The sequence below is a fragment of the Thermococcus sp. 4557 genome (genome assembly GCF_000221185.1).
Classification (GTDB): domain Archaea; phylum Methanobacteriota_B; class Thermococci; order Thermococcales; family Thermococcaceae; genus Thermococcus.
Genome location: NC_015865.1, coordinates 165,405 through 183,925, shown reverse-complemented (window position 1 = coordinate 183,925; position 18,521 = coordinate 165,405). Strand labels below are relative to the sequence as shown.

The 18,521-nt window shown below is 56.1% G+C and carries 23 protein-coding genes; 17 read left to right on the top strand and 6 right to left on the bottom strand.

Features of this window, described 5'->3' with window-relative positions:
- Positions 1-41: 41 nt before the first annotated feature.
- The 5 genes from GQS_RS00855 to GQS_RS00835 are packed head-to-tail and all read left to right on the top strand — an operon-like array spanning position 42 to position 4,412.
- A complete protein-coding gene (locus GQS_RS00855; RefSeq protein ID WP_014011766.1) occupies positions 42-887 on the top strand; it encodes a hypothetical protein in 846 nt (281 codons plus the stop codon).
- Positions 874-1,653 (top strand): hypothetical protein, encoded by a 780-nt coding sequence (locus tag GQS_RS00850; protein WP_014011765.1) that lies wholly within the window; start codon positions 874-876, stop codon positions 1,651-1,653. Before GQS_RS00855 ends, GQS_RS00850 begins: the two co-directional genes overlap by 14 nt.
- Positions 1,650-2,099, top strand: coding sequence for a hypothetical protein (locus GQS_RS00845; RefSeq protein ID WP_014011764.1), 450 nt, complete (start codon positions 1,650-1,652; stop codon positions 2,097-2,099). Before GQS_RS00850 ends, GQS_RS00845 begins: the two co-directional genes overlap by 4 nt.
- A complete protein-coding gene (locus GQS_RS00840) occupies positions 2,096-2,770 on the top strand; it encodes an ABC transporter ATP-binding protein (RefSeq protein WP_014011763.1) in 675 nt (224 codons plus the stop codon). The genes GQS_RS00845 and GQS_RS00840 overlap by 4 nt, the downstream gene beginning before the upstream one ends.
- Before the next feature lie 10 nt (positions 2,771-2,780).
- Entirely contained in the window at positions 2,781-4,412 is a 1,632-nt protein-coding gene (locus GQS_RS00835; RefSeq protein ID WP_014011762.1) for a PEGA domain-containing protein, read from the top strand.
- A gap of 11 nt (positions 4,413-4,423) precedes the next feature.
- Here the strand turns inward: GQS_RS00835 and GQS_RS00830 are convergent, their stop codons facing one another.
- The 6 genes from GQS_RS00830 to cobB are packed head-to-tail and all read right to left on the bottom strand — an operon-like array spanning position 4,424 to position 7,975.
- Positions 4,424-4,885: a COG2426 family protein gene (locus tag GQS_RS00830; protein WP_014011761.1), complete on the bottom strand. Its 462-nt coding sequence runs from the start codon at positions 4,883-4,885 to the stop codon at positions 4,424-4,426.
- Entirely contained in the window at positions 4,882-5,445 is a 564-nt protein-coding gene (locus tag GQS_RS00825; protein WP_014011760.1) for a phosphatase PAP2 family protein, read from the bottom strand. Before GQS_RS00825 ends, GQS_RS00830 begins: the two co-directional genes overlap by 4 nt.
- A 47-nt stretch (positions 5,446-5,492) precedes the next feature.
- A complete protein-coding gene (locus GQS_RS00820; RefSeq protein ID WP_014011759.1) occupies positions 5,493-6,074 on the bottom strand; it encodes an ASCH domain-containing protein in 582 nt (193 codons plus the stop codon).
- Positions 6,031-6,759 carry a TIGR02253 family HAD-type hydrolase gene (locus tag GQS_RS00815; RefSeq protein ID WP_014011758.1) on the bottom strand — a complete coding sequence of 243 codons (729 nt, stop codon included), beginning with the start codon at positions 6,757-6,759 and terminating at the stop codon, positions 6,031-6,033. Before GQS_RS00815 ends, GQS_RS00820 begins: the two co-directional genes overlap by 44 nt.
- 53 nt (positions 6,760-6,812) lie before the next feature.
- A complete protein-coding gene (locus tag GQS_RS00810; RefSeq protein WP_014011757.1) occupies positions 6,813-7,223 on the bottom strand; it encodes a DUF3783 domain-containing protein in 411 nt (136 codons plus the stop codon).
- Positions 7,223-7,975 carry an NAD-dependent protein deacetylase gene (gene cobB / locus GQS_RS00805; protein ID WP_014011756.1) on the bottom strand — a complete coding sequence of 251 codons (753 nt, stop codon included), beginning with the start codon at positions 7,973-7,975 and terminating at the stop codon, positions 7,223-7,225. Before cobB ends, GQS_RS00810 begins: the two co-directional genes overlap by 1 nt.
- A 153-nt stretch (positions 7,976-8,128) precedes the next feature.
- Between cobB and GQS_RS00800 the strand changes: the two genes are divergently transcribed.
- The 12 genes from GQS_RS00800 (at position 8,129) to GQS_RS00750 (ending at position 18,509) form a co-directional block, all read left to right on the top strand.
- Entirely contained in the window at positions 8,129-9,325 is a 1,197-nt protein-coding gene (locus GQS_RS00800) for an aromatic amino acid transport family protein (protein ID WP_014011755.1), read from the top strand.
- Positions 9,326-9,454: 129 nt separating this feature from the next.
- The gene (gene glyA, locus GQS_RS00795) at positions 9,455-10,744 is read left to right on the top strand and encodes a serine hydroxymethyltransferase (RefSeq protein WP_014011754.1); all 1,290 of its coding nucleotides are present in this window, start codon (positions 9,455-9,457) and stop codon (positions 10,742-10,744) included.
- An 88-nt stretch (positions 10,745-10,832) separates the two neighbouring features.
- Positions 10,833-11,324, top strand: a complete 492-nt coding sequence (locus GQS_RS00790) for an immunoglobulin-like domain-containing protein (protein ID WP_014011753.1) — start codon at positions 10,833-10,835, stop codon at positions 11,322-11,324.
- 13 nt (positions 11,325-11,337) lie between these two features.
- A complete protein-coding gene (locus tag GQS_RS00785; RefSeq protein WP_014011752.1) occupies positions 11,338-11,808 on the top strand; it encodes an immunoglobulin-like domain-containing protein in 471 nt (156 codons plus the stop codon).
- Positions 11,805-12,233 (top strand): immunoglobulin-like domain-containing protein, encoded by a 429-nt coding sequence (locus GQS_RS00780; RefSeq protein WP_014011751.1) that lies wholly within the window; start codon positions 11,805-11,807, stop codon positions 12,231-12,233. The genes GQS_RS00785 and GQS_RS00780 overlap by 4 nt, the downstream gene beginning before the upstream one ends.
- A gap of 114 nt (positions 12,234-12,347) precedes the next feature.
- Positions 12,348-13,748 (top strand): ATP-binding protein, encoded by a 1,401-nt coding sequence (locus tag GQS_RS00775; RefSeq protein ID WP_014011750.1) that lies wholly within the window; start codon positions 12,348-12,350, stop codon positions 13,746-13,748.
- A 90-nt stretch (positions 13,749-13,838) separates the two neighbouring features.
- Positions 13,839-14,171, top strand: a complete 333-nt coding sequence (locus GQS_RS00770; protein ID WP_014011749.1) for a transcription factor S — start codon at positions 13,839-13,841, stop codon at positions 14,169-14,171.
- The gene (locus tag GQS_RS10985; RefSeq protein ID WP_014011748.1) at positions 14,168-14,341 is read left to right on the top strand and encodes a hypothetical protein; all 174 of its coding nucleotides are present in this window, start codon (positions 14,168-14,170) and stop codon (positions 14,339-14,341) included. The genes GQS_RS00770 and GQS_RS10985 overlap by 4 nt, the downstream gene beginning before the upstream one ends.
- 2 nt (positions 14,342-14,343) lie before the next feature.
- Positions 14,344-15,093, top strand: a complete 750-nt coding sequence (locus tag GQS_RS00765) for a DNA polymerase sliding clamp (RefSeq protein ID WP_014011747.1) — start codon at positions 14,344-14,346, stop codon at positions 15,091-15,093.
- 42 nt (positions 15,094-15,135) lie between these two features.
- Positions 15,136-15,720, top strand: coding sequence for a hypothetical protein (locus GQS_RS00760; RefSeq protein WP_014011746.1), 585 nt, complete (start codon positions 15,136-15,138; stop codon positions 15,718-15,720).
- 5 nt (positions 15,721-15,725) lie between these two features.
- Positions 15,726-17,636 (top strand): molybdopterin-dependent oxidoreductase, encoded by a 1,911-nt coding sequence (locus tag GQS_RS00755; RefSeq protein ID WP_014011745.1) that lies wholly within the window; start codon positions 15,726-15,728, stop codon positions 17,634-17,636.
- Positions 17,637-17,858: 222 nt separating this feature from the next.
- Positions 17,859-18,509, top strand: coding sequence for a peroxiredoxin (locus tag GQS_RS00750; protein ID WP_014011744.1), 651 nt, complete (start codon positions 17,859-17,861; stop codon positions 18,507-18,509).
- Positions 18,510-18,521: the final 12 nt, after the last annotated feature.

Sequence of the window (18,521 nt, the reverse complement as noted above, 5' to 3'; positions counted from 1 at the left end):
CTGAACCCGAAGGCGGCCCAAGGGACATTAGGGACCTGTACATGTTTCAGCTTTATCCCGAAATGCTTCCTTCCAGTGTTAGAATCGACATCATAAGCCGCTTGAGCGACGATTCTCCGTGGAAAAAAGACGGATTCCCGTTTGTAATCGGAGACTGCACCAGAATATTTCTGCGTTTTGAGATCGTCACTATCCAAAAAGAACTTGCCCGCGTTAACGTCAGCGTGACGTTTGTGAATGCCACCCTCGAGGGCAATTATCTCGAAATAATCCCCAATTTGACGATATGGAAGGTGCTGGACCTTAACCTGACAACCATGACGTACTTTGATAACGGAACCCCCATCGGAAAAGCCACCCTCTTCATCAACCCATCGGATCCACCGAGACCCGGGAAGGTGCTCTTCAGACTTGAGGGGCTTTCAAGGGAGATCAACGTCTCGGTGGGGAACGTCACCTACAGCGCCTACGGCAACAGCACGGTTCTGACGTACTACAGACCCTTCAGGCCGCCCCACATTGGGATAACAACCCGGAGGTTCTACTTCAGCGAGGCCGGGAAGAACTGGTCAATCTCTGGGGGTGGAAGGGAGGAATACACCTACGACTTCCTAACCGGCGTCATGATAGCGGGAACCTTCAGCCACTCCACCGAGCTGATGGCCCTTGGAGTTTTCGGTATCGACAGTATGGACAGAAGAATCCGTGGAAAATCAGAAGATGGTGTGTGGCCGGACGGCATCAAACTGTACGACACGAACATCGCTTTTCCCGACGAAGGAGACTCTTCCCCTCCCGATAACCCCTGGAGGTACTACCTGTACTCCGGGATTCTGGCACTGATGGCTTCACTTCTGGTGAGGTGGTGGAATAATGGGCACCGTTAGAACCCAGCTGAAATGGGAGCTGAACGACCCGCTGAAGCTCGCCGTTTTCCTCTTCGGGTTCCTGCTGACGGGGCTGGCGTTCTTGAAGGACGCCCTCAGTATGGGGGCAACCGGCATGTTGAGCCCCTTCAGCCAGGAATCCGCCGTTCACTACGCCAAGACCATTCCAAGGCTCGCCCTACCTGTTTTGTCCCAGGAAGCGTACAGCGTTCTTGTCTTCGTTGCAGTTATGCTCTCCACTCTTTCAATAAGGGGCGAGATGGACTCGCTGGCAGCTCTAACCGTTTACTCACTCCCGATAAGGAAGTGGAAGCTGTTCCTGATCAAATTTTCCTCAATCCTCCTTCTGACAGCCCTATCGTTCGTGGTCCCCTATTTCCTGGCCGTGGGGTACGTCCTCTCCGGCTCTCCTTCTCTCCTCGCCGAGATACTTGGAGATGGGGTTTGGAGTAATGTTCTGGTGTTTTTCCTGATTGCGGTCTTCTACACGGTCTCGGTCTCCCTTTTCATAGCCCTGCTATCCCCCAATTCGTTCGCCTCTATCCTGGGAGGACTCTCAGTACTGTACGTCCCGGTTATTCTCGGGGTATCCAGCCTGCCCCCGTTCAGCATCTCTGCCGCCATGTCATCCTATCTGAGTTCGGTGGCCTATGGAATGGTACACACAGTTGCCGCCTACGGGAATGTGGTCAGAGTCGGGTTTTTCCTCCCATCCACGCTGTTGGCGGCATCGATAATCCTCAGCGAAAGGAGGGATGCCCGGTGAAGAGGTTTGCGGCGTTCTTTCTCCTTGCCCTCCTTCTCTTCACCATAGAATCGCTACTTCTTCCCAGGTACTACCAGAAGACCCCAACGGCCTACGGGTTCTTCAGCGATGATGGTTCCTCCGTTTCGGTGTTTGTCCCGACCGCGAGAAAGGTTGCCATCAGCGTCGTAACGGAAAATCAGGACAGGTATGAAATCGAGGTGTTCGATGGCGTCCGGAACAGGTTCATCACGAACCTGACCGCAGTGGGGAACATGTACCGGGAGCTGGAACTTCCCGATTCCGGCACGTACTATTTCGTGTACCGTGGAAACGGCACTGCGAGGATAGCCGTTGGAACCCTCGCGATGTATCCATCTAGAGGAGTTCTGAAAATTGAGTACCTGATCGGCGGAACGGTGGCGTTTGTTCTCGCCGCTCTACTCTGGGTGGGGGTGAAGCAATGATAGTGAGGGCAGAGAAACTTACAAAGCGCTTCGGGAGTGTCCTCGCCCTGAACTCCGTTGACGTTGAGATTCCGGAGGGATTGACGGTCATAGTTGGCCCCAACGGGGGCGGCAAGTCCACTTTCCTGAAAATCGCCGCCGGAGCGTACAGGCCGACTGCGGGAAGGATAAAGGTCCTTGGAGAAGACCCTTGGAAGAACGAGCAAATAAAGAGGAGAATCGGCGTCTCCTTCGACCCGCCGGCCCTCCCACCGCTGAGGACAGGGCTGGAGTGGTTGGAATACATCTCAGAGGCTAGAGGGGGTGACGGAGAGAGCGTCCAAAAGGCCGCGGAGATGTTTGGGTCCGGGGGGTTCATTGGAAAAAAGATTCGGGACTACTCCGCGGGCATGCGGAAGAGGGTGAGCCTCGCCCAGGCGTTCGTGGGAGACCCGGAGGTGGTGTTCCTCGACGAGCCGCTGGCCAATCTCGACCTAAAAGGCATGAGGGACGTAATGGAGGTTATAAGGGAAGAACACAAGAACGGCCTGAATCTTGTAGTAATCGCCCACATCTGGCGCCCCTTCATGGAAATAGCAGATTACGCTGTTTTAATAGCAGCTGGGAAGGTACAGGCCGCGGGTTCTCCTGAGGACGTCTACCCATTGCTGGAAAAAGCGTTTCCCCTGTGAGGTGAGGGTAATGAAAAAGACCGCAATCCTGCTCAGCATGATGTTTCTGCTCTCCCTCACGGCTGGGAGTGTTAGTGCGCTTCCGAAAAGCGGTTACGGCCTATTGGTCGTGGACTCGGATTCCGGCGCGAGTGTTTTCATCGTGGAAGAACGGATAAACTTCGCAGCACCGGCGTGGGTGGAGCTCCCCGCATCGAAAGAGGGTGAGAACTACACCCTTATCATGGAGATAAACGGGTTGAGGGTAAGAATCCCGGTTCTGATCAAAGAGGGGCTGACCACAATAGTGGAGGTGAAAGGTGAGAGAATAGAGGACTCCCTATTGACCAGAGGGGCCAGCGCCGTTGAAGTGCAGTTCGGTCCACCCATCAGCCTTCCCCCAAAACTCAAAGGCTCAGAACCCGCCCTTGAATGTATGGTGGCAACCTACGGCCCGATAAACGGACGCGGACTTGTGTTTGAACTCATGAAAAACCCCAACGGAGATGGCTACTTCCTCCTGCCCAACGGAACTCCCGTTGAAATCTGTGGCGAGTACTACCTCGTGGAGATGTACGGGGTAGAGGATGGATGGGCATCCGTTGGTCATTTTCTCAACTGGACAACCTACGTTCCGGAGTACAGAGAAATTGAAATAGACTCCTACCCCAAGGACTCGGCCGTTCTCGTCTTCGGCGCCAGCTACAACGTGCTGAGGACGCCCATAAAGCTGTTCGTGCCAATAATAACCAACGTTACCCAAGGGTATGGCTTTGATATGAACGGTAGGCGCGTAGACTTCAGGCTCGATCCGATTCCAGAGTACAACATAACACTCGCCTCCAACGTTACCATCACTGAGGGACTCGCTCCCCGTATCAGCTTTATCGTGAATCCCTCTATGAACAAAGCCGAGATTGGCGTTAACTTCACCGCGCTAACTCAGGCGATATCGCTGAAGATTGTCTACGGTCTCCCTCCAGAGTACAGGAACCTTCCCAACGGACTGGAAAGCACATCTGAGGTCAGCCACGGGGCAGAAGAAAATCAGGAGAATGAAGAAAACGGCACCCTCCGGAACTCAACACTCGTTATAACGACGTACCCCGAAAACGCAAAGGTGGCTATAGACGGCAAAACCGTGTGTGCTGGAAAATGCGTTCTGAACGTAACTCCAGGGGAGCACGAAATCACAGGGAGCGCTGACGGCTTTGTTGCGGAGAACAGGAGGGTGATCCTCGCACCGGGAGAGCGATTAGTCCTAAACCTCACGCTTTCACCGTACCCGAAGTTTGAGGTGGTATCCGTTCCAGAGGGGGCCCACCTCTACATCGATGGGAATTCCACCGCTTGCATAACTCCCTGCAACATCACCCTAACACCCGGAACTCACACCCTGGTCCTCAAAAAGGAAGGTTTCAGGGATTACAGGACCACGGTCAGGGTAAAGGGAGGAGATAGTGGGGTTATTTCTGTGACCCTCACAGATTTGAGCGGTAGGAGGTACACGCTTGACCCCCGGATAAAGAACCATGAGGATATCCCCCAAGGGAATCCCACCAACGGGAATTCCGGGGAATTCCCCATCTCGGGCACAGTGGTATACGTACTCGGCGGCATCGCGCTCGTGACTGTTGCGGTGGTTATTGCCCGGAAACTCTGACCGTTTCCTTTTTATCCAAACAGCCCCAGAGCCGGCAGCAGGGTTATCGCCATGCTCACAAGCCCGCCGAGGATTAAAGCCGGAACCGTCTGCCTCTTCTCTATGGCGAGGAGGTAAGCCGCCAGAGCACCGGTCCAGACACCCGTTCCGGGGAGAGGTATCGCCACGAATATCGTCAGTCCGATGAAACCCCACTTCTCAACGTAGGGGTGGGCCTTCTTCCTCACGCGCTCGACGTAGTAGAGGTAGAGGTGGGCTATCTTCCTCAGGAAGGTTCCCTCAAGCCAGAGCATCAGCCGGTCTATGTAGGGAAGGGCCGCCGGAAGGGCCAGCGAGAGGAGCAGAACGCCAAGGGAAGCGGCCAAAAGCGTCTCCCACAGGGGATAGCCCCTGCCTATGCCGTAAACTATCGCATAGCGCCCCTCAAAGGTTGGAATCAGCGAGAGGAGGAACACCTCGATGAAGCCGTTCATTCGAACTTCCCTCCGAGGAGTGATTTGAGCAGGAGGTAGAGCCAGGGGGCAAAGAGAAGGCTGAAGAGCACGTCGCTGAACCAATGAACGTGGAGGAGGAGCCTCGTGAGAGCTATTCCAACGGCGTACGCCCAGAAGGCCGGAGCGTACTTCCTCCACCTGTCGGAGCCGTAGGCCGCTATCACCGCGGCACGGAAGGTGTGGCCCGAGGGGAAGGCGTAGGTTCCGTAGTCCGGCCCCGGCCTCGGTTCTGCAAAGATGAGCTTGAGTGCCCCAACGGCGGCAAGGCCAAAGGCCACCGCGAGGAGGAAGGCAGCAGTGCGAACCGTGACGCCGCCGTGCCTGTGTTCGCTAAGAGCAGCCAGAGAAAAGAAGATGGCAAGGGGTGCCCACCCTCCGAGCCCCGTCAGGAAGTGCATGATGGACGTATCCACGAGGGGAAGCTGCGAATTAACCCACTCGTTTATTCCGTAGATTAAACCTGTAGCCTGGAGAACCAGAACGATGAAAACTCCGGCCGTGAGCGCGGTGAATTTGGCGTCGAACTTAGCCTTCTCCATGGCGTTTAAAGAAAGATGACGCCGTAAAAAAGCTTTTCCCTCACGACTCAGATTACCCCCGCCGCGTAGAGGGCGTGGTAGGTCTTGAGGAGAGCTCCCTGAACCTTCTTCGGCCCGAAGGTTCTCACGGCCCTCCCGAGGCCCTCGTTGTAGATGCGGCGCATTATGAAGTCCGTCTCGCGGTTGAGGTTGAGCTTTTCCCGGTTCTCGAGGTAGAGGCGCGCTATTTCAGCCGGCTCGCGGTAGTTCAGGCCCTTGAGCCACTTGAGCGGGATTCCGTCCTCAAAGCGCTTTATAACTTCAAACCCTATGACGGTGACCTCGTCGTCGCCGTAGAGCTCGCCGTAGATTTTGTTCAGCTCTCTGAGGAGCTCCTTGACGTCGGAGAAACCGTCGAGTTTTGCATCCTCGTTGGTGAGCTCCCTGACCTTTTTCTTTTCAACGCGGGTTATCCTGACCTTCGCTATAGCCGTGTCGCTCGGGGTGATGACCATGTAGATTTCGCTCCCCGGCTTCGCTTCGTAGTCCCCGTAGCGTATCGTCGTCACCTTGTCGCCCCTGAGAATCCTCGACTTGTAGGCGGAGTCAATCAGCATGAACTTCCTTATCTGAACGCTCTTCCTCTTCAAGGTTCAACCCCCTGACTATATCCAGAATCTCGTCCAGAGAGTTCACGGTCGAGTCAGCGTATTCAAGGTATTCGAGCTCCCTGTCGGCGTATTTGCCGTATCTGAACCACACGGTTTTCATACCCACCTGCTTCGCTCCGTAGATATCGGAGTACAGCCTGTCCCCGACCATCACGGCCTCATGGGGCTCCACTTTCATCTTCCTCAGGGCCTTCTCGAATATCTTCCGGTGAGGCTTCTTGACGCCGAGGTAGTCCGATATGAAAACCTCGTCGAAGTACGCATCGAGCTCAAGCCGGAGGATTTTTTCCCACTGCTTTATCGGGTTGCCGTCGGTTATTATCCCGAGCCGGTAGCCGGCCCTCTGGAGATCGAGGAGAACCCTCCTCACGCCCTTAACTGTCCTGAGATACGCGAACTTGGTGTTGTGGTACGCTATGACACCGGCGGCCACCCATTTCGGATTGCTGGGCAGGTCGAGGCGCCTGAGAAGGTAATCGAAGTGCCTGCTGAAGTTGCTCCCGTACTCGGATATCAGCTCAAGGAGCTCCTGATAGGCGGTATCAAAGTCAACCGGAAGCCCATGGCGCACCATGTTCTCTATTGCGTTTCGGCGCGCCATCTCGGCCAGCCTGCTCGTGTCCACGAGCGTGTCGTCCAGGTCAAAGAACACGACCTTTATCATCCCTTCACCCACCGCACTCTACTCGTTCGGGATATTTAACCTTTCGGGAGGGTTCACTTCTTCCCGATGTCGAGGAACGGCCCCTTCCGCTTCTTCGCCTCCTCGCGCGCCCAGCGCGCTGCTTTGAAGTACTCGTCCTCGGCCATCAGCTCGTTGAGCAGGTCCTCGAGCTTCCAGGTCAGCGAGGTCCCGGTGGTCGTGGCGAAGATAACCCTGCCCAGGTTGAGGGACTTGACGGAGCGGATTACCTCTTTCAGGGTCTCGTTGTCAACAGCGTGCATTATCACGAACTTCCTCAGGTGCCAGTAGCTCGAGCCGCTCAGCTCCGCCGCCTTATCAACCACCTCGCTCACGGCCCAGTCCCTGCAGTACTCAGGAACCTCAAAAACAGGAACTGAGAGGGCTTTTCTCAGTTTCTCCACCTCGTCCGGCATGAACCCGACAACCAGAACCCTGCCGCCCATCATACCAGCCCCTTGATCCTCGTCATGAGCTTCTCCATGGCCTCGCCGGCGGGACAGCGCAGGAAAACGTCGGCTATGGGCGTTATCCCGCTCTCCTCAGTGTTTATCTCGATAACCCGCCCGCCGGTCTCCTTCACTATCTGTGGAATGTACGCGGCCGGATAGACGACGCCGCTGGTGCCTATGACCAGAACAACGTCCGCCCTCTCGGCGAGCCTGAAGGCCTCGTCGAGGGCGCTCCTCGGGAGGGGTTCCCCGAACCACACGACGTCCGGCCGCAGGAGGGAGCCGCAGTCCGGACACTTGGGAAGGTCTTTCTCCCGGAGAAACTCCTCCAGCCTTCCGCTCTCCTTGAGGTACTCGCCGTAACCGCAGGAGGTACACTTGACCCAGAAGATGTTGCCGTGGAGCTCGATGAGGTTTTTCGTCCCCGCTTCGCGGTGGAGGTCGTCAACATTCTGGGTTATAACTGCCTTCAGAATACCCATCTCCTCAAGCTCCGCCAGCGCGTAATGCGCCCTGTTGGGTCGGGCCTTTCGTATCAGGCCCATGCGCCACCGGTAGAACTCCCAGACGAGGTATGGGTCCTTTCGAAAGGCCTCCGGGGTCGCGAGCTCCTCAGGTCTGTGCTTCTTCCAAAGGCCGTTGAATCCCCTGAATGTGGGAACGCCGCTCTCAGCGCTTATTCCAGCACCGGTAAAAGCAATCGCAAACCTTGAACGGGCCAGGAGTTTGGCAGCCTCCTCTATCATGTTCCAACCTACTCGGGTATCCTTAAAAATTCTCCCCACCGTTTAGGGCCCTCCCGCCGCCGTCCGAATAATCTTTGAAATACACTTCGTGTTTCCGTGCGAGGGTTTAAATTGTATTCATGAACACATCCGCGGGAACAGGGAGGTGAGAGAATGCCCATAACGGATGGAACCCCAAGGAAAAAGGTCACCACATCACACGGAAGGTACTACGCCGAGAGGCAGGCACTGGCGAGACGGAAGAAGCTGAGGAGGAAGGCGGCACTGATACAGCTCATGAGGAAGCGAAAGGGGGCCGCGGCGATAAGGACGAGCACGATACGGGTTGAAAAGGCCCACATCTCGAAGAACGAGGCGCTGGCAATACTCGTCGGCACCCAGATAGGGGCGGGTGTTCTCGGCCTGCCCTACGCGGCGAGCAAGGTCGGCCTCATCCCAGCACTGGGGGTTCTCACGGGCGTCATGCTCCTGATGCTCGCGACGGCCTTTATCGTGCTGAAGTTCTCGGCGGAGATGGGCGGGGCGCAGATGAGTACCATCGCCAACAGGACCCTCGGAAAGGCCGGCGGCTGGCTGATGTACCTGAGCATCTTTATAATGAGCTTCGGGGCCATACTGGCGTACATTGCTGGAATGGGAAGCGTCTTCGCGAGCCTCTTTGGCGTCACCGACACAGTCGGAGCGGCGATATTCTGGGTCCTCGCATCCTTCGTCGTTTACCGCGGCCTCGAGGCGAGCGGAAAGACGGAGCTGATAATGAGCTACGTCATGCTGGCGCTCTTCATGGGCGTCACTCTGATGCTCGTCCCCCACGCCGAACTCAGCAACGGCCTCTACACCGACCTCTCGGGACTGCTCAGCATAACCGGTGTGGCGATCTTCGCCCTCGGCTGCCACACGATAATCCCCGACGTTTACAAGGGACTGGGGAGCTACAAGGAGACGAAGAAGGTCATCGTGCTGGCCTTCCTCATCCCGACGGTCATCTACGCGGTCTTCATGGCGGCCTTCCTGCTGGTCTTCGGAAAGGAGACCCCGGAGATAGCCACCCAGGGGCTCGAACTGCTCTACGGCCACCTCGGCAGAGTAATCGGCAACCTCATCCCGCTCCTCGCTATAACCACGAGCTACATAGGCATCGCACTGGCACAGCAGAGCAACACCGAGGAGTTCGTGAAGCTGAGGAAGCCCGTGGCTTGGGCCCTGACCGTCGTTCCCCCCGCCGCGGTGTACTTCGCGGGCGTCAGAAACTTCGCCGACGTGCTCGCGTTCGCGGGCGACACAGGGGACATGCTGGCGTTTATAGTGCTTCCAATCCTGATGTGGGTGGCGGCGAAGCTCCGCCGCTGACCCCCCAACTTTTCTAAACCGGTCCATCCCTGCCTCATCAGCTGCAGCAGGCTGTCCTTTTCTGTACACGTGAACACATGCGGTAAGATTTATATTCCCAGCGCTCAAATCTCCATCGAGGTGTTCCACATGGCTGAAGGATACAAAGCATACCGCGACAGGGTTATGGACTTTCTTGAGGACCACGAGAAGTGGAGGAAGCACACGATAAACCTCATCGCCAGTGAAAACGTGACTTCTCCGAGCGTCACCCGCGCGGTGGCGAGCGGTTTCATGCACAAGTACGCCGAGGGCTGGCCGAGGGCCCGCTACTATCAGGGATGCAAGTACGTTGATGAGGTCGAGCTCATCGGCGTTGAGCTCTTCACCAAGCTCTTCGGAAGCGACTTCGCCGACCTGAGGCCGATTTCCGGAACCAACGCCAACCAGGCGGTCTTCTTCGGCCTCACCCAGCCGGGCGACAAGGCCATCGTTCTCCACACCAGCCACGGCGGCCACATAAGCCACATGCCCTTCGGTGCCGCCGGAATGCGCGGCCTTGAGGTCCACACCTGGCCCTTCGACAACGAGGAGTTCAACATCGACGTTGACAAGGCCGAGAAGCTCATCCGCGAGCTCGAGCCCAAGATAGTCGTCTTCGGTGGTTCGCTCTTCCCGTTCCCGCACCCGGTCAAGGAGCTCGCCCCGGTCGCCAAGGAGGTTGGCGCTTACGTCATGTACGACGGTGCCCACGTTCTCGGTCTCATCGCCGGAAAGCAGTTCCAGGACCCGCTCAGGGAGGGCGTTGACATAATCACCGCCTCGACCCACAAGACCTTCCCGGGACCGCAGGGCGGTGTCATAGTCTACAAGCGCTTCGGCGAGACCGAGGAGATAGCCAAGCTCCAGTGGGCCATCTTCCCGGGTGTCCTCAGCAACCACCACCTCCACCACATGGCCGGAAAGACCATCACCGCGGCGGAGATGCTCGAGTACGGTGAGAAGTACGCGGCCCAGATCGTCAAGAACGCCAAGGCCCTCGCCGAGGCCCTCGCCGAGGAGGGCTTCAAGGTCATCGGTGAGGACAAGGGCTACACCGAGAGCCACCAGGTCATCGTCGACGTCAGCGACCTCCACGAGGCCGCTGGAGGCTGGGCGGCTCCGCTCCTCGAGGAGGCCGGCATAATCCTCAACAAGAACCTCCTGCCCTGGGACCCGCTCGAGAAGGTCGAGAAGCCGAGCGGCCTGCGCATAGGCGTCCAGGAGATGACCCGCGTTGGAATGATGGAGGACGACATGAAGGAGATAGCGCACTTCATCAAGCGCGTCCTCATCGACAAGGAGGACCCGAAGAAGGTCGAGCGCGACGTCTTCTACTTCAGGATGAACTTCCAGAGGGTTTACTACTCCTTCGACCACGGACTCCCGCTCAGGGAGTGATTTCTTTTCTTCCTTTTCGCTGCAATCCCGTTTGAAGCGTTGGGAAGGGTTAAAAGGATTTTTGCGCACTCTTATCTGGTGGTGCGGCGTGAGGAAGATTATTCCCGTTCTGCTGATAGTCCTTCTGATTCCGGTTGGATACTACCTTGCCTCATCGGGAAACGCCGTCAGTGACTCCCCCAACGGGGGAGGGACCTCGGACCTTCCCCCAAAGGACGAACCTGCGGTTACAACGCCCCCTGAAAACCCTATGAAGCTCGACAAGACCGTCTACTCCCCCACAGATACGATGGTCATAACGATAACTAACAACGGAAACGCCAACTTCACGACGGGCTACGCCTTCAGGCTCTATAAACTGGAGAACGGGACGTGGAAGGAGGTTCCGGTGAACCTGATGTTCATAGAGATTGCGGTCATAATAGAGCCCGGGAAGAGCTGGGAGCAGAGGGTGAACCTGGCCCACCTCAACCTCGAGCCGGGCCATTACAGGATAGAGAAAACCGTAGTGGTTACCGACCCGGTGAACAAGATGAGCATGGGGATTGAAGCGTGGGCCGAGTTCGACGTGAGGGGCTGAAGGGGGCTGGCCGATGAATCGGACCCTGGCCGCTTTCGCCGTCTTCGTTCTCCTTCTTGGAATTCTCTACGCCGGAACACGTGAGACAGCCAAAAACACACACTCCGATGCCGGAACCGCCCTCATGAGGCTCGACAAAGGCACGTATCGCGTGGGTGAGGACCTTACCCTCACAATAATCAACACCGGGAGCGAGACCTTACTCGTGGGTGCCTCGTACAGGCTCTACCGCCTAGAAAACGGAGGATGGGAAGAACTCAACCTCGGGTTCTCGTTCACTGGTATAGGCTACACGATACCTTCCGGCGGCAACTGGAGCCAAACCGTGCCCCTCGCTACACACGTTTCTGACGGTGCCAGGAAGCTTGAACCGTTGCCGCCCGGCAGGTACATGATTACGAAGACCGTCATCATCGACAGAGGGCGCTGTGGGGGCAGGAGTGACGAGATAATTCTCTCGGCGGAGTTCGAGGTGGTCGGATGAGGTGGAAGACCGGCGCCGGAATCGTCGTCCTGATGCTCCTCCTCTGGGGACTCACCGGCCCCCACTTCATGATGAGCCCCGACAAGTCCACGTATTCCCCCGGAGAGGAGCCGAAACTGACGATAAGGAACGTCGGCCTAACGCCCGTCTACTTCGGCCAGGGCTACCTCATCTACCGGTGGGAGAACGGGAGCTGGGTTGGAGTAAGAACTCCCTTTATCTTCATCGACATGCTCTACGACCTCCCGCCGTTTCACTCCTGGAGGCAGGGCGTTACCCTGAAATACCTGCCGGAAAATGAATCCCCTGGGGAGCCCCGTCCCTACCCTGACCTTCCTCCCGGCAGGTACAGGCTCGTCAAGGAAATCTGCGGCCCTTTCGCCGGCTGTAGGAACGCGAGCGTGGAGTTCGAGATCAAAGGTTGATACCATCCTTGGAGAACTCTTCCACGTGATCAGCGTGTTCACTCCACCATGTTCCCCCAGTTCAACACAACCTTTAAATAATTTACTTGCAAGTAAATTACTGGTGAGTAAATTATGTTCATCAACAGGAGGGCCGAACTTGGCCTGCTCGAAGAGAGACTCAGAAAGGGAAAGGCCGAGTTCACAGTCGTTTACGGAAGGCGAAGGGTTGGAAAAACGGCACTCCTCCTCGAGTTCCTGAGGAGGAACAGCGGAATCTACCTCCTCGCGAGGGAAACTAGCGAAACTGAAAACCTCAAACGTTTCTCCCAGAGGCTTGCCGAGCACTTCAACGACGAGTTTCTTGCCAAAAATCCCTTCCAGAGCTGGGACGCCTTTTTCGAGTATTTGGTTCAGAAAAGCCATGAAAGACTTGCCGTCGTCATCGACGAGTTTCCATATCTCGTGAAGGCCAACCCTGCCTTGCCCTCCATCCTCCAAGAGTACTGGGATTTAAAGCTTTCCAAAAGTCAAATCTTCCTCGTAATCTGCGGGTCAAGCGTCTCAATGATGGAGAAACTGCTCGGCTACAAGAGTCCGCTCTATGGGCGGAGAACCGCTCAGCTTAAAATTAATCCGCTGGGCTTTTTCGAGGCGAGGGAGTTTCTACCGGGATACTCGCTTGAGGAGTTCGTGAAGGCCTACGGAATCCTCGGAGGGACGCCAGCTTATCTCTTAGAGTTCGAGGACTCGAAAGGCATCGAGGAAAACCTTAGGAATTATTTCCGCCCGGATTCCTTCCTGTATGGCGATGCTCGCTTCGTCCTCATGGAGGAGCTTGAAGAACCGAGGAACTACTTCGCGGTGATGGAAGCGGTGGCGGGTGGAAAGACGACGCTCGGCGAGATAATGAACGAGACGGGGCTTGAGCGCGGCACTGTTGCCAAGTACCTCAGCATTCTGACGGATCTCGGTTTTGTGAGGAGGGAAGTTCCGGTTACCGCTAGCAGGAAAAGCCGGAAGGGACGGTACTATATAGCGGACCCCTACTTTGCCTTCTGGTTCCGCTACGTCCACCCGAACGTGGATTTGATAGAGACCGGACAGGGCGATTTTTTGGTGGAGCTTGTGATGGAGGACCTGAACGAATACCTTGGCTGGGTTTTCGAGGAGATTGGGAGGGAGTTTCTAATCAGGCTTAACAAAAAGGGAAAGCTGCCTTTCAGGTTTACGAAAATAGGCAGGTGGTGGCATAAGGGCGAAGAGATTGACCTCATCGCTTTGAACGAACGGGAAAAGAGGGCTCTCTTCGTTGAGGTGAAGTGGAAGGAGCTGGGGGAGAGGGAAGCTAGAGGGATTTTGAAGGACTTGGAGCGGAAAGCAGAGCTGGTTGGGCTTGAAGGCTGGGAGAAATCCTACGGGCTGATTGCCAAGAGAGTTGAAGGGAAGGAGGCTTTAAAGAAGGAAACCTGGCTGGTATGGGATCTAGAGGAGCTCGAAGCCCACAACGCCCAGAACACAAGGCTCTCAGAATGAAAATGAGTGGCTCCTTCTGATCTCCATCATCTGGCAAAACTTTTTATTCTCCTCCCACATACCGAACCCTCGGCTGAAGGAGGTGAAAAAATGAAGTTCTGCCCAAAGTGCGGTAACCTCATGCTCCCGGACAGGAAGAGGAAGGTATGGGTATGCCGCTCATGCGGTTATGAGGAGCCCTTTGATGAAGAGAAGGACAGGGAGAAAACAAAGATTACCCAGAAGGTCGAGCACAAGCCCGACGAGGGAATCATCGTCGTCGAGCAGGACGTCACGACCCTGCCGACCACCAAGGTCACCTGTCCGAAGTGCGGCAACGATACTGCGTACTGGTGGGAGATGCAGACGAGGGCCGGCGATGAGCCGAGCACCATATTCTACAAGTGCACCAAGTGCGGCCACGTCTGGAGGGCCTACGAGTGAGGGAGCTTTCCGAGCTTGAGCGCGAAACCCTAAGGAAGCTCGCGGAGAAGGCCCTGAAGGAGCTTGAGGAGGCCTACCGCAGGATTCCAGACACCGACAACGGAAAAGCTTATTTATTCCGCGGAAAAGAGAGGGTTAGGCTGATGCTCGATATACTGAAGGAGGGGTAAAGATGCCGTTCGAAATAGTTTTCGATGGTGCCAAGGATTTTGCCGATCTTATAGCCACCGCAAGCAACCTCATCGACGAGGCGGCTTTCAAGATAACCGAGGAAGGAATTGGAATGCGCGCGATGGACCCGAGCAGGGTCGTTCTCATCGACCTCAACCTCCCGGAGAGCATCTTCTCCAAGTACGAGGTGGAGGAAGAGGAAACCATCGGAATCAACATGGACCACTTCAAGAAGATACTCAAGCGCGGCAAGAACAAGGACACTCTCATCCTCAGGAAGGGTGACGAGAACTTCCTCGAGGTCACCTTCGAGGGCACGGCAAAGAGAACCTTCAAGCTCCCGCTCATCGAGGTTGAGGAGCTCGAGCTCGACCTTCCGGAGCTTCCGTTCACCGCCAAGGTCATCGTCCTCGGCGAGGTACTCAAGGAGGCCGTCAAGGACGCTTCCCTCGTCAGCGACGCCATGAAGTTCATAGCCAGTGAGAACGAGTTCATAATGCGCGCCGAGGGAGAGACCAACGAGGTCGAGATTAAGCTCACCCTTGAGGACGAGGGACTTCTCGACCTCGAGGTTGAGGAGGACACCAGGAGCGCCTACGGAATCAGCTACCTCGCGGACATGATAAAGGGCATCGGGAAGGCCGACGAGGTTATAATCCGCTTTGGCAACGAGATGCCCCTCCAGATGGAGTACCCGATAAGGGACGAGGGCAAGCTGATATTCCTCCTCGCCCCGCGCGTCGAGGACTGATTTCTTCCCCCTTTCATCCCATTTAGTCCGGCTGGTGGTAGCGTGGACATCGTCAAGCTCAGGGAACTGCTCGAGGCAGAGCTTTCCTCGCCGGAACTGACGGAGCTAGACGGAGAGTTCTACGAGGAGTTCGACAGCCTAATTAAAGCCCTAAAGCTCAGCGCGGAGAGCTCCCGCGAGAGGGGCGAGGACATAGAGGAGAGACTTTACCTTGCCCAGCTGGGGATAGCTGAGAAGCTCATGCGTGAGATAATCAAAATCAGGCTCCATAAAATCGTTGATCTGGCGGTCGAAGGAATCCCCGGCGAGCTGACTGCCGAGGAGAAGAAGATATTCACGGTTCTGAGGGCGTTCATAGAGCGCGAGGAGCTCGAGGGGCTCAGCGTCCCCACTCCCGGGAAAGAGACCGCCCAGACCGTGTCCGAAGTCGCCACAAAGGCTCCCGAGCTCAAGAAGAGCATCCCGAGCGAGGCGTACATAATCAAAGTTGACCTTCCGAAGATACTCGACCCGGAGCTTAGGGAGTACGGCCCCTTCCGGGCCGGAGACCTCGTTATTATTCCCAGGAGCCTTGGGAAGGTTCTCGTGGAGAGGGACGCGGCCGAGAGGATAAGGATCGCCCCGTGATGCCCATGCCCTTCTCCGTCTGCATGAGGGACTGCTACGACACATGCTCAATCCTGAGCGAACTCAAGGACGGCCGGCTCAGGGTTAAGGGCAACCCTGAACACCCAATAACGGCCGGTTTCCTCTGCCCCAAGGGAGCACTTCTCCCAAAATGGTTCCACTCTGAGGACAGGCTCAAAAGGCCGCTCGTTAGGAGGGGCGAGAGGGGAAGCGGGAGCTTTAGGGAGACGAGCTGGGAGGAAGCTATTGAACTCGTTGCCAAGAAGCTGAGGGAGACGATTGAGGAACATGGAAGTGAAAGCGTTCTCGTCTATCAGTACGCCGGGGACAGGGGAGTTGTGAACTACGCCTTCCCGCTGAGGCTCTTCCACTACCTGAACACATCGATGCTCGACTACGGCATCTGCGACAGGGCAGGTCAGGAGGCTTTGAGGGACGTCTACGGGACGGCAGTTGGAATGGACCCGGAGGAGCTCAAAAACCATCGATTGGTGGTCTACTGGGGAATAAACGCCTTCTGGACGAACCTGCACGGCTTCACGCTGGCGAGGAAATACGACCTCGAAATCTGGACGGTTGACGTCGTCAGAACCGAAACGGCCAAGCGCTCCGACAGGTTCTTCCGGATAAGGCCCGACACCGACGTCCTCTTCGCCCTCGGAGTTGCGAAGGTTATAATCGAGGAGGGGCTCTACGACGAAGCCTTCGTCCGCGAGAACGTTTATGGCTTTGAAGAATTCAAGAATTATGTAAAAACACTATCGTTTGATTATGTAAGCACTGAGACGGGCATTGCCGTGCAGGATATAGAGACCTTCGCTCGAGAGTTCGCCGAGAAGAGGGGAGTAATCCACATCGGCTATGGCTTTCAGCGCTCTTTAGCCGGTGGAGAAGCGGTCAGGGCGATAGCAATCCTTCCGGCCCTAATAGGTCACCGCTTCGGCTTCATCTACGACATGAAGACAATAGATAAAAGCTACGCCGAAGGCGCGTTCCTGAGGACGAAGCCGGCGAAGAGGATTCCCCAGATGAAACTCGCCGAGTACATCGAGCGGGGCGAGATAAAGTTCATCTATGTATATAACTCCAACCCACTCACGAGCCTGCCTAACCAGAACCGGCTGAGGAGAGCGCTGATTGAGAGCGACGTTTTCGTGGTCACGCATGATATCTTCCTCACCGACACGGCCCTGTACTCGGACGTTGTCCTTCCGGCGAACACATTCTTTGAGAGACTCGATATAGCGGATTCCTACTACCACCGTTACATAGCTCTAAACGAGCCGGTCGCGAGGCTTCACGGAAAGAGCAACAGCGAGGTTACGCGGCTCCTCGCGAGGGCGCTCGGGGTTGACAGCCCATACCTCTACGAGAGCGACGAGGAGGTCATAAGGAAGATTCTCGAACTCAACGGACTGAGCTGGGAAGAGCTGAAGGCAAAGGGCTTCGTTAAAATTCCGGAAGGACCGAGAGGGTGGGAGACACCGAGCGGAAAGATCGAGTTCTACTCCAGGATGGCCGTTGAAAGGGGTTTAAGCCCGTTTCCAGAGTACAGGAAGTTCAGGGGGAAGTATCCACTCCGGCTCCTCACCCCAACTTACCGGATGACGATAACGAGCCAGTACCATAACACACATGGGATGATCGACCCGAACCTCTACATCAACCCTGCCGATGCCTCGGCTCGAGGGATTACGAACGGCGATACCGTCGAGGTCTTTAACGACAACGGGAGCATCAGAACGGAGGCCAGGCTCACGGAGAACGTTCCGCAGGGGGTTGTAATGCTCTACAAGGCATTCTGGGTTAGACTCCTTGGCTGGAATGCAAACTTTCTGACGGGAGATGAAACCGTCAAAAAGTACGGGAACGGTTCTGTATACCATTCAACATGGGTCGAAGTTAAGAAAGTTTAAGGCAAAAATGGGTTTTTTCTTCAAGCTTTTCGACAATGCATTTCCATTCAATCTCTCACTATGACAACCAATGATGGGCATTCTTTGCACAGCTATCCCCCGGCCCCTTAAAATTCTTGGATATTCGACAAAATTAATAGCGTTAGACGAACCGAAAGGTTTATATATCCGAACCAGGAAGGTTTATAGTGAAGAAAACATAGAAAAATGAGGTGATGGAAGATGGTAGTGATAGGAGAAAAGTTCCCGGAAGTTGAGGTCAACACCACCCACGGCAGGATAAAGCTGCCCGACTACTTCACTGAGAAGGGCAAGTGGTTCGTTCTCTTCAGTCACCCGGCCGACTTCACCCCGGTCTGTACGACCGAGTTCTACGCAATGCAGAAACGCGCCGAGGAGTTCAGGAAGCTCGGCGTTGAGCCGATCGGGCTGAGCGTTGACCAGGTCTTCAGCCACCTGAAGTGGATGGAGTGGATCAAGGAGAACCTCGGTGAGGAGATAACCTTCCCGGTTATAGCGGACGACCGCGGTGACCTCGCCGAGACCCTCGGCATGATCCCGAGCGGTGCCACGATAACCGCCAGGGCGGTCTTCATCGTCGATGACAAGGGCGTCATTCGCGCGATAGTCTACTACCCGGCTGAGGTCGGTAGGGACTGGGACGAGATACTCAGGCTCGTCAAGGCCCTCAAGACCAGCACCGAGAAGGGCGTTGCCCTGCCGCACAAGTGGCCCAACAACGAGCTCATCGGCGACCGCGCCATCGTTCCGCCGGCCGGAACCGTCGACGCCATCAAGGAGCGCGAGGAGGCCAAGGCCAAGGGCGAGATCGAGTGCTACGACTGGTGGTTCTGCCACAAGAAGCTTGAGTGAGCTTCTTTCCCT

Excerpts from the sequence above, each read along its gene's own strand:
- GQS_RS00755 (WP_014011745.1), top strand. The coding sequence starts at position 15,726 with ATGCCCTTCTCCGTCTGCATGAGGGACTGCTACGACACATGCTCAATC.
- GQS_RS00800 (WP_014011755.1), top strand. The coding sequence starts at position 8,129 with ATGCCCATAACGGATGGAACCCCAAGGAAAAAGGTCACCACATCACAC.
- GQS_RS00785 (WP_014011752.1), top strand. The coding sequence starts at position 11,338 with ATGAATCGGACCCTGGCCGCTTTCGCCGTCTTCGTTCTCCTTCTTGGA.
- GQS_RS00850 (WP_014011765.1), top strand. The coding sequence starts at position 874 with ATGGGCACCGTTAGAACCCAGCTGAAATGGGAGCTGAACGACCCGCTG.
- GQS_RS00770 (WP_014011749.1), top strand. The coding sequence starts at position 13,839 with ATGAAGTTCTGCCCAAAGTGCGGTAACCTCATGCTCCCGGACAGGAAG.
- GQS_RS00750 (WP_014011744.1), top strand. The coding sequence starts at position 17,859 with ATGGTAGTGATAGGAGAAAAGTTCCCGGAAGTTGAGGTCAACACCACC.
- GQS_RS00765 (WP_014011747.1), top strand. The coding sequence starts at position 14,344 with ATGCCGTTCGAAATAGTTTTCGATGGTGCCAAGGATTTTGCCGATCTT.
- GQS_RS00810 (WP_014011757.1), bottom strand. The coding sequence starts at position 7,223 with ATGGGCGGCAGGGTTCTGGTTGTCGGGTTCATGCCGGACGAGGTGGAG.
- GQS_RS00780 (WP_014011751.1), top strand. The coding sequence starts at position 11,805 with ATGAGGTGGAAGACCGGCGCCGGAATCGTCGTCCTGATGCTCCTCCTC.
- cobB (WP_014011756.1), bottom strand. The coding sequence starts at position 7,975 with ATGATAGAGGAGGCTGCCAAACTCCTGGCCCGTTCAAGGTTTGCGATT.
- GQS_RS00835 (WP_014011762.1), top strand. The coding sequence starts at position 2,781 with ATGAAAAAGACCGCAATCCTGCTCAGCATGATGTTTCTGCTCTCCCTC.
- GQS_RS00855 (WP_014011766.1), top strand. The coding sequence starts at position 42 with ATGTTTCAGCTTTATCCCGAAATGCTTCCTTCCAGTGTTAGAATCGAC.
- GQS_RS00775 (WP_014011750.1), top strand. The coding sequence starts at position 12,348 with ATGTTCATCAACAGGAGGGCCGAACTTGGCCTGCTCGAAGAGAGACTC.
- GQS_RS00840 (WP_014011763.1), top strand. The coding sequence starts at position 2,096 with ATGATAGTGAGGGCAGAGAAACTTACAAAGCGCTTCGGGAGTGTCCTC.
- GQS_RS00815 (WP_014011758.1), bottom strand. The coding sequence starts at position 6,759 with ATGATAAAGGTCGTGTTCTTTGACCTGGACGACACGCTCGTGGACACG.
- glyA (WP_014011754.1), top strand. The coding sequence starts at position 9,455 with ATGGCTGAAGGATACAAAGCATACCGCGACAGGGTTATGGACTTTCTT.
- GQS_RS00830 (WP_014011761.1), bottom strand. The coding sequence starts at position 4,885 with ATGAACGGCTTCATCGAGGTGTTCCTCCTCTCGCTGATTCCAACCTTT.
- GQS_RS00825 (WP_014011760.1), bottom strand. The coding sequence starts at position 5,445 with ATGGAGAAGGCTAAGTTCGACGCCAAATTCACCGCGCTCACGGCCGGA.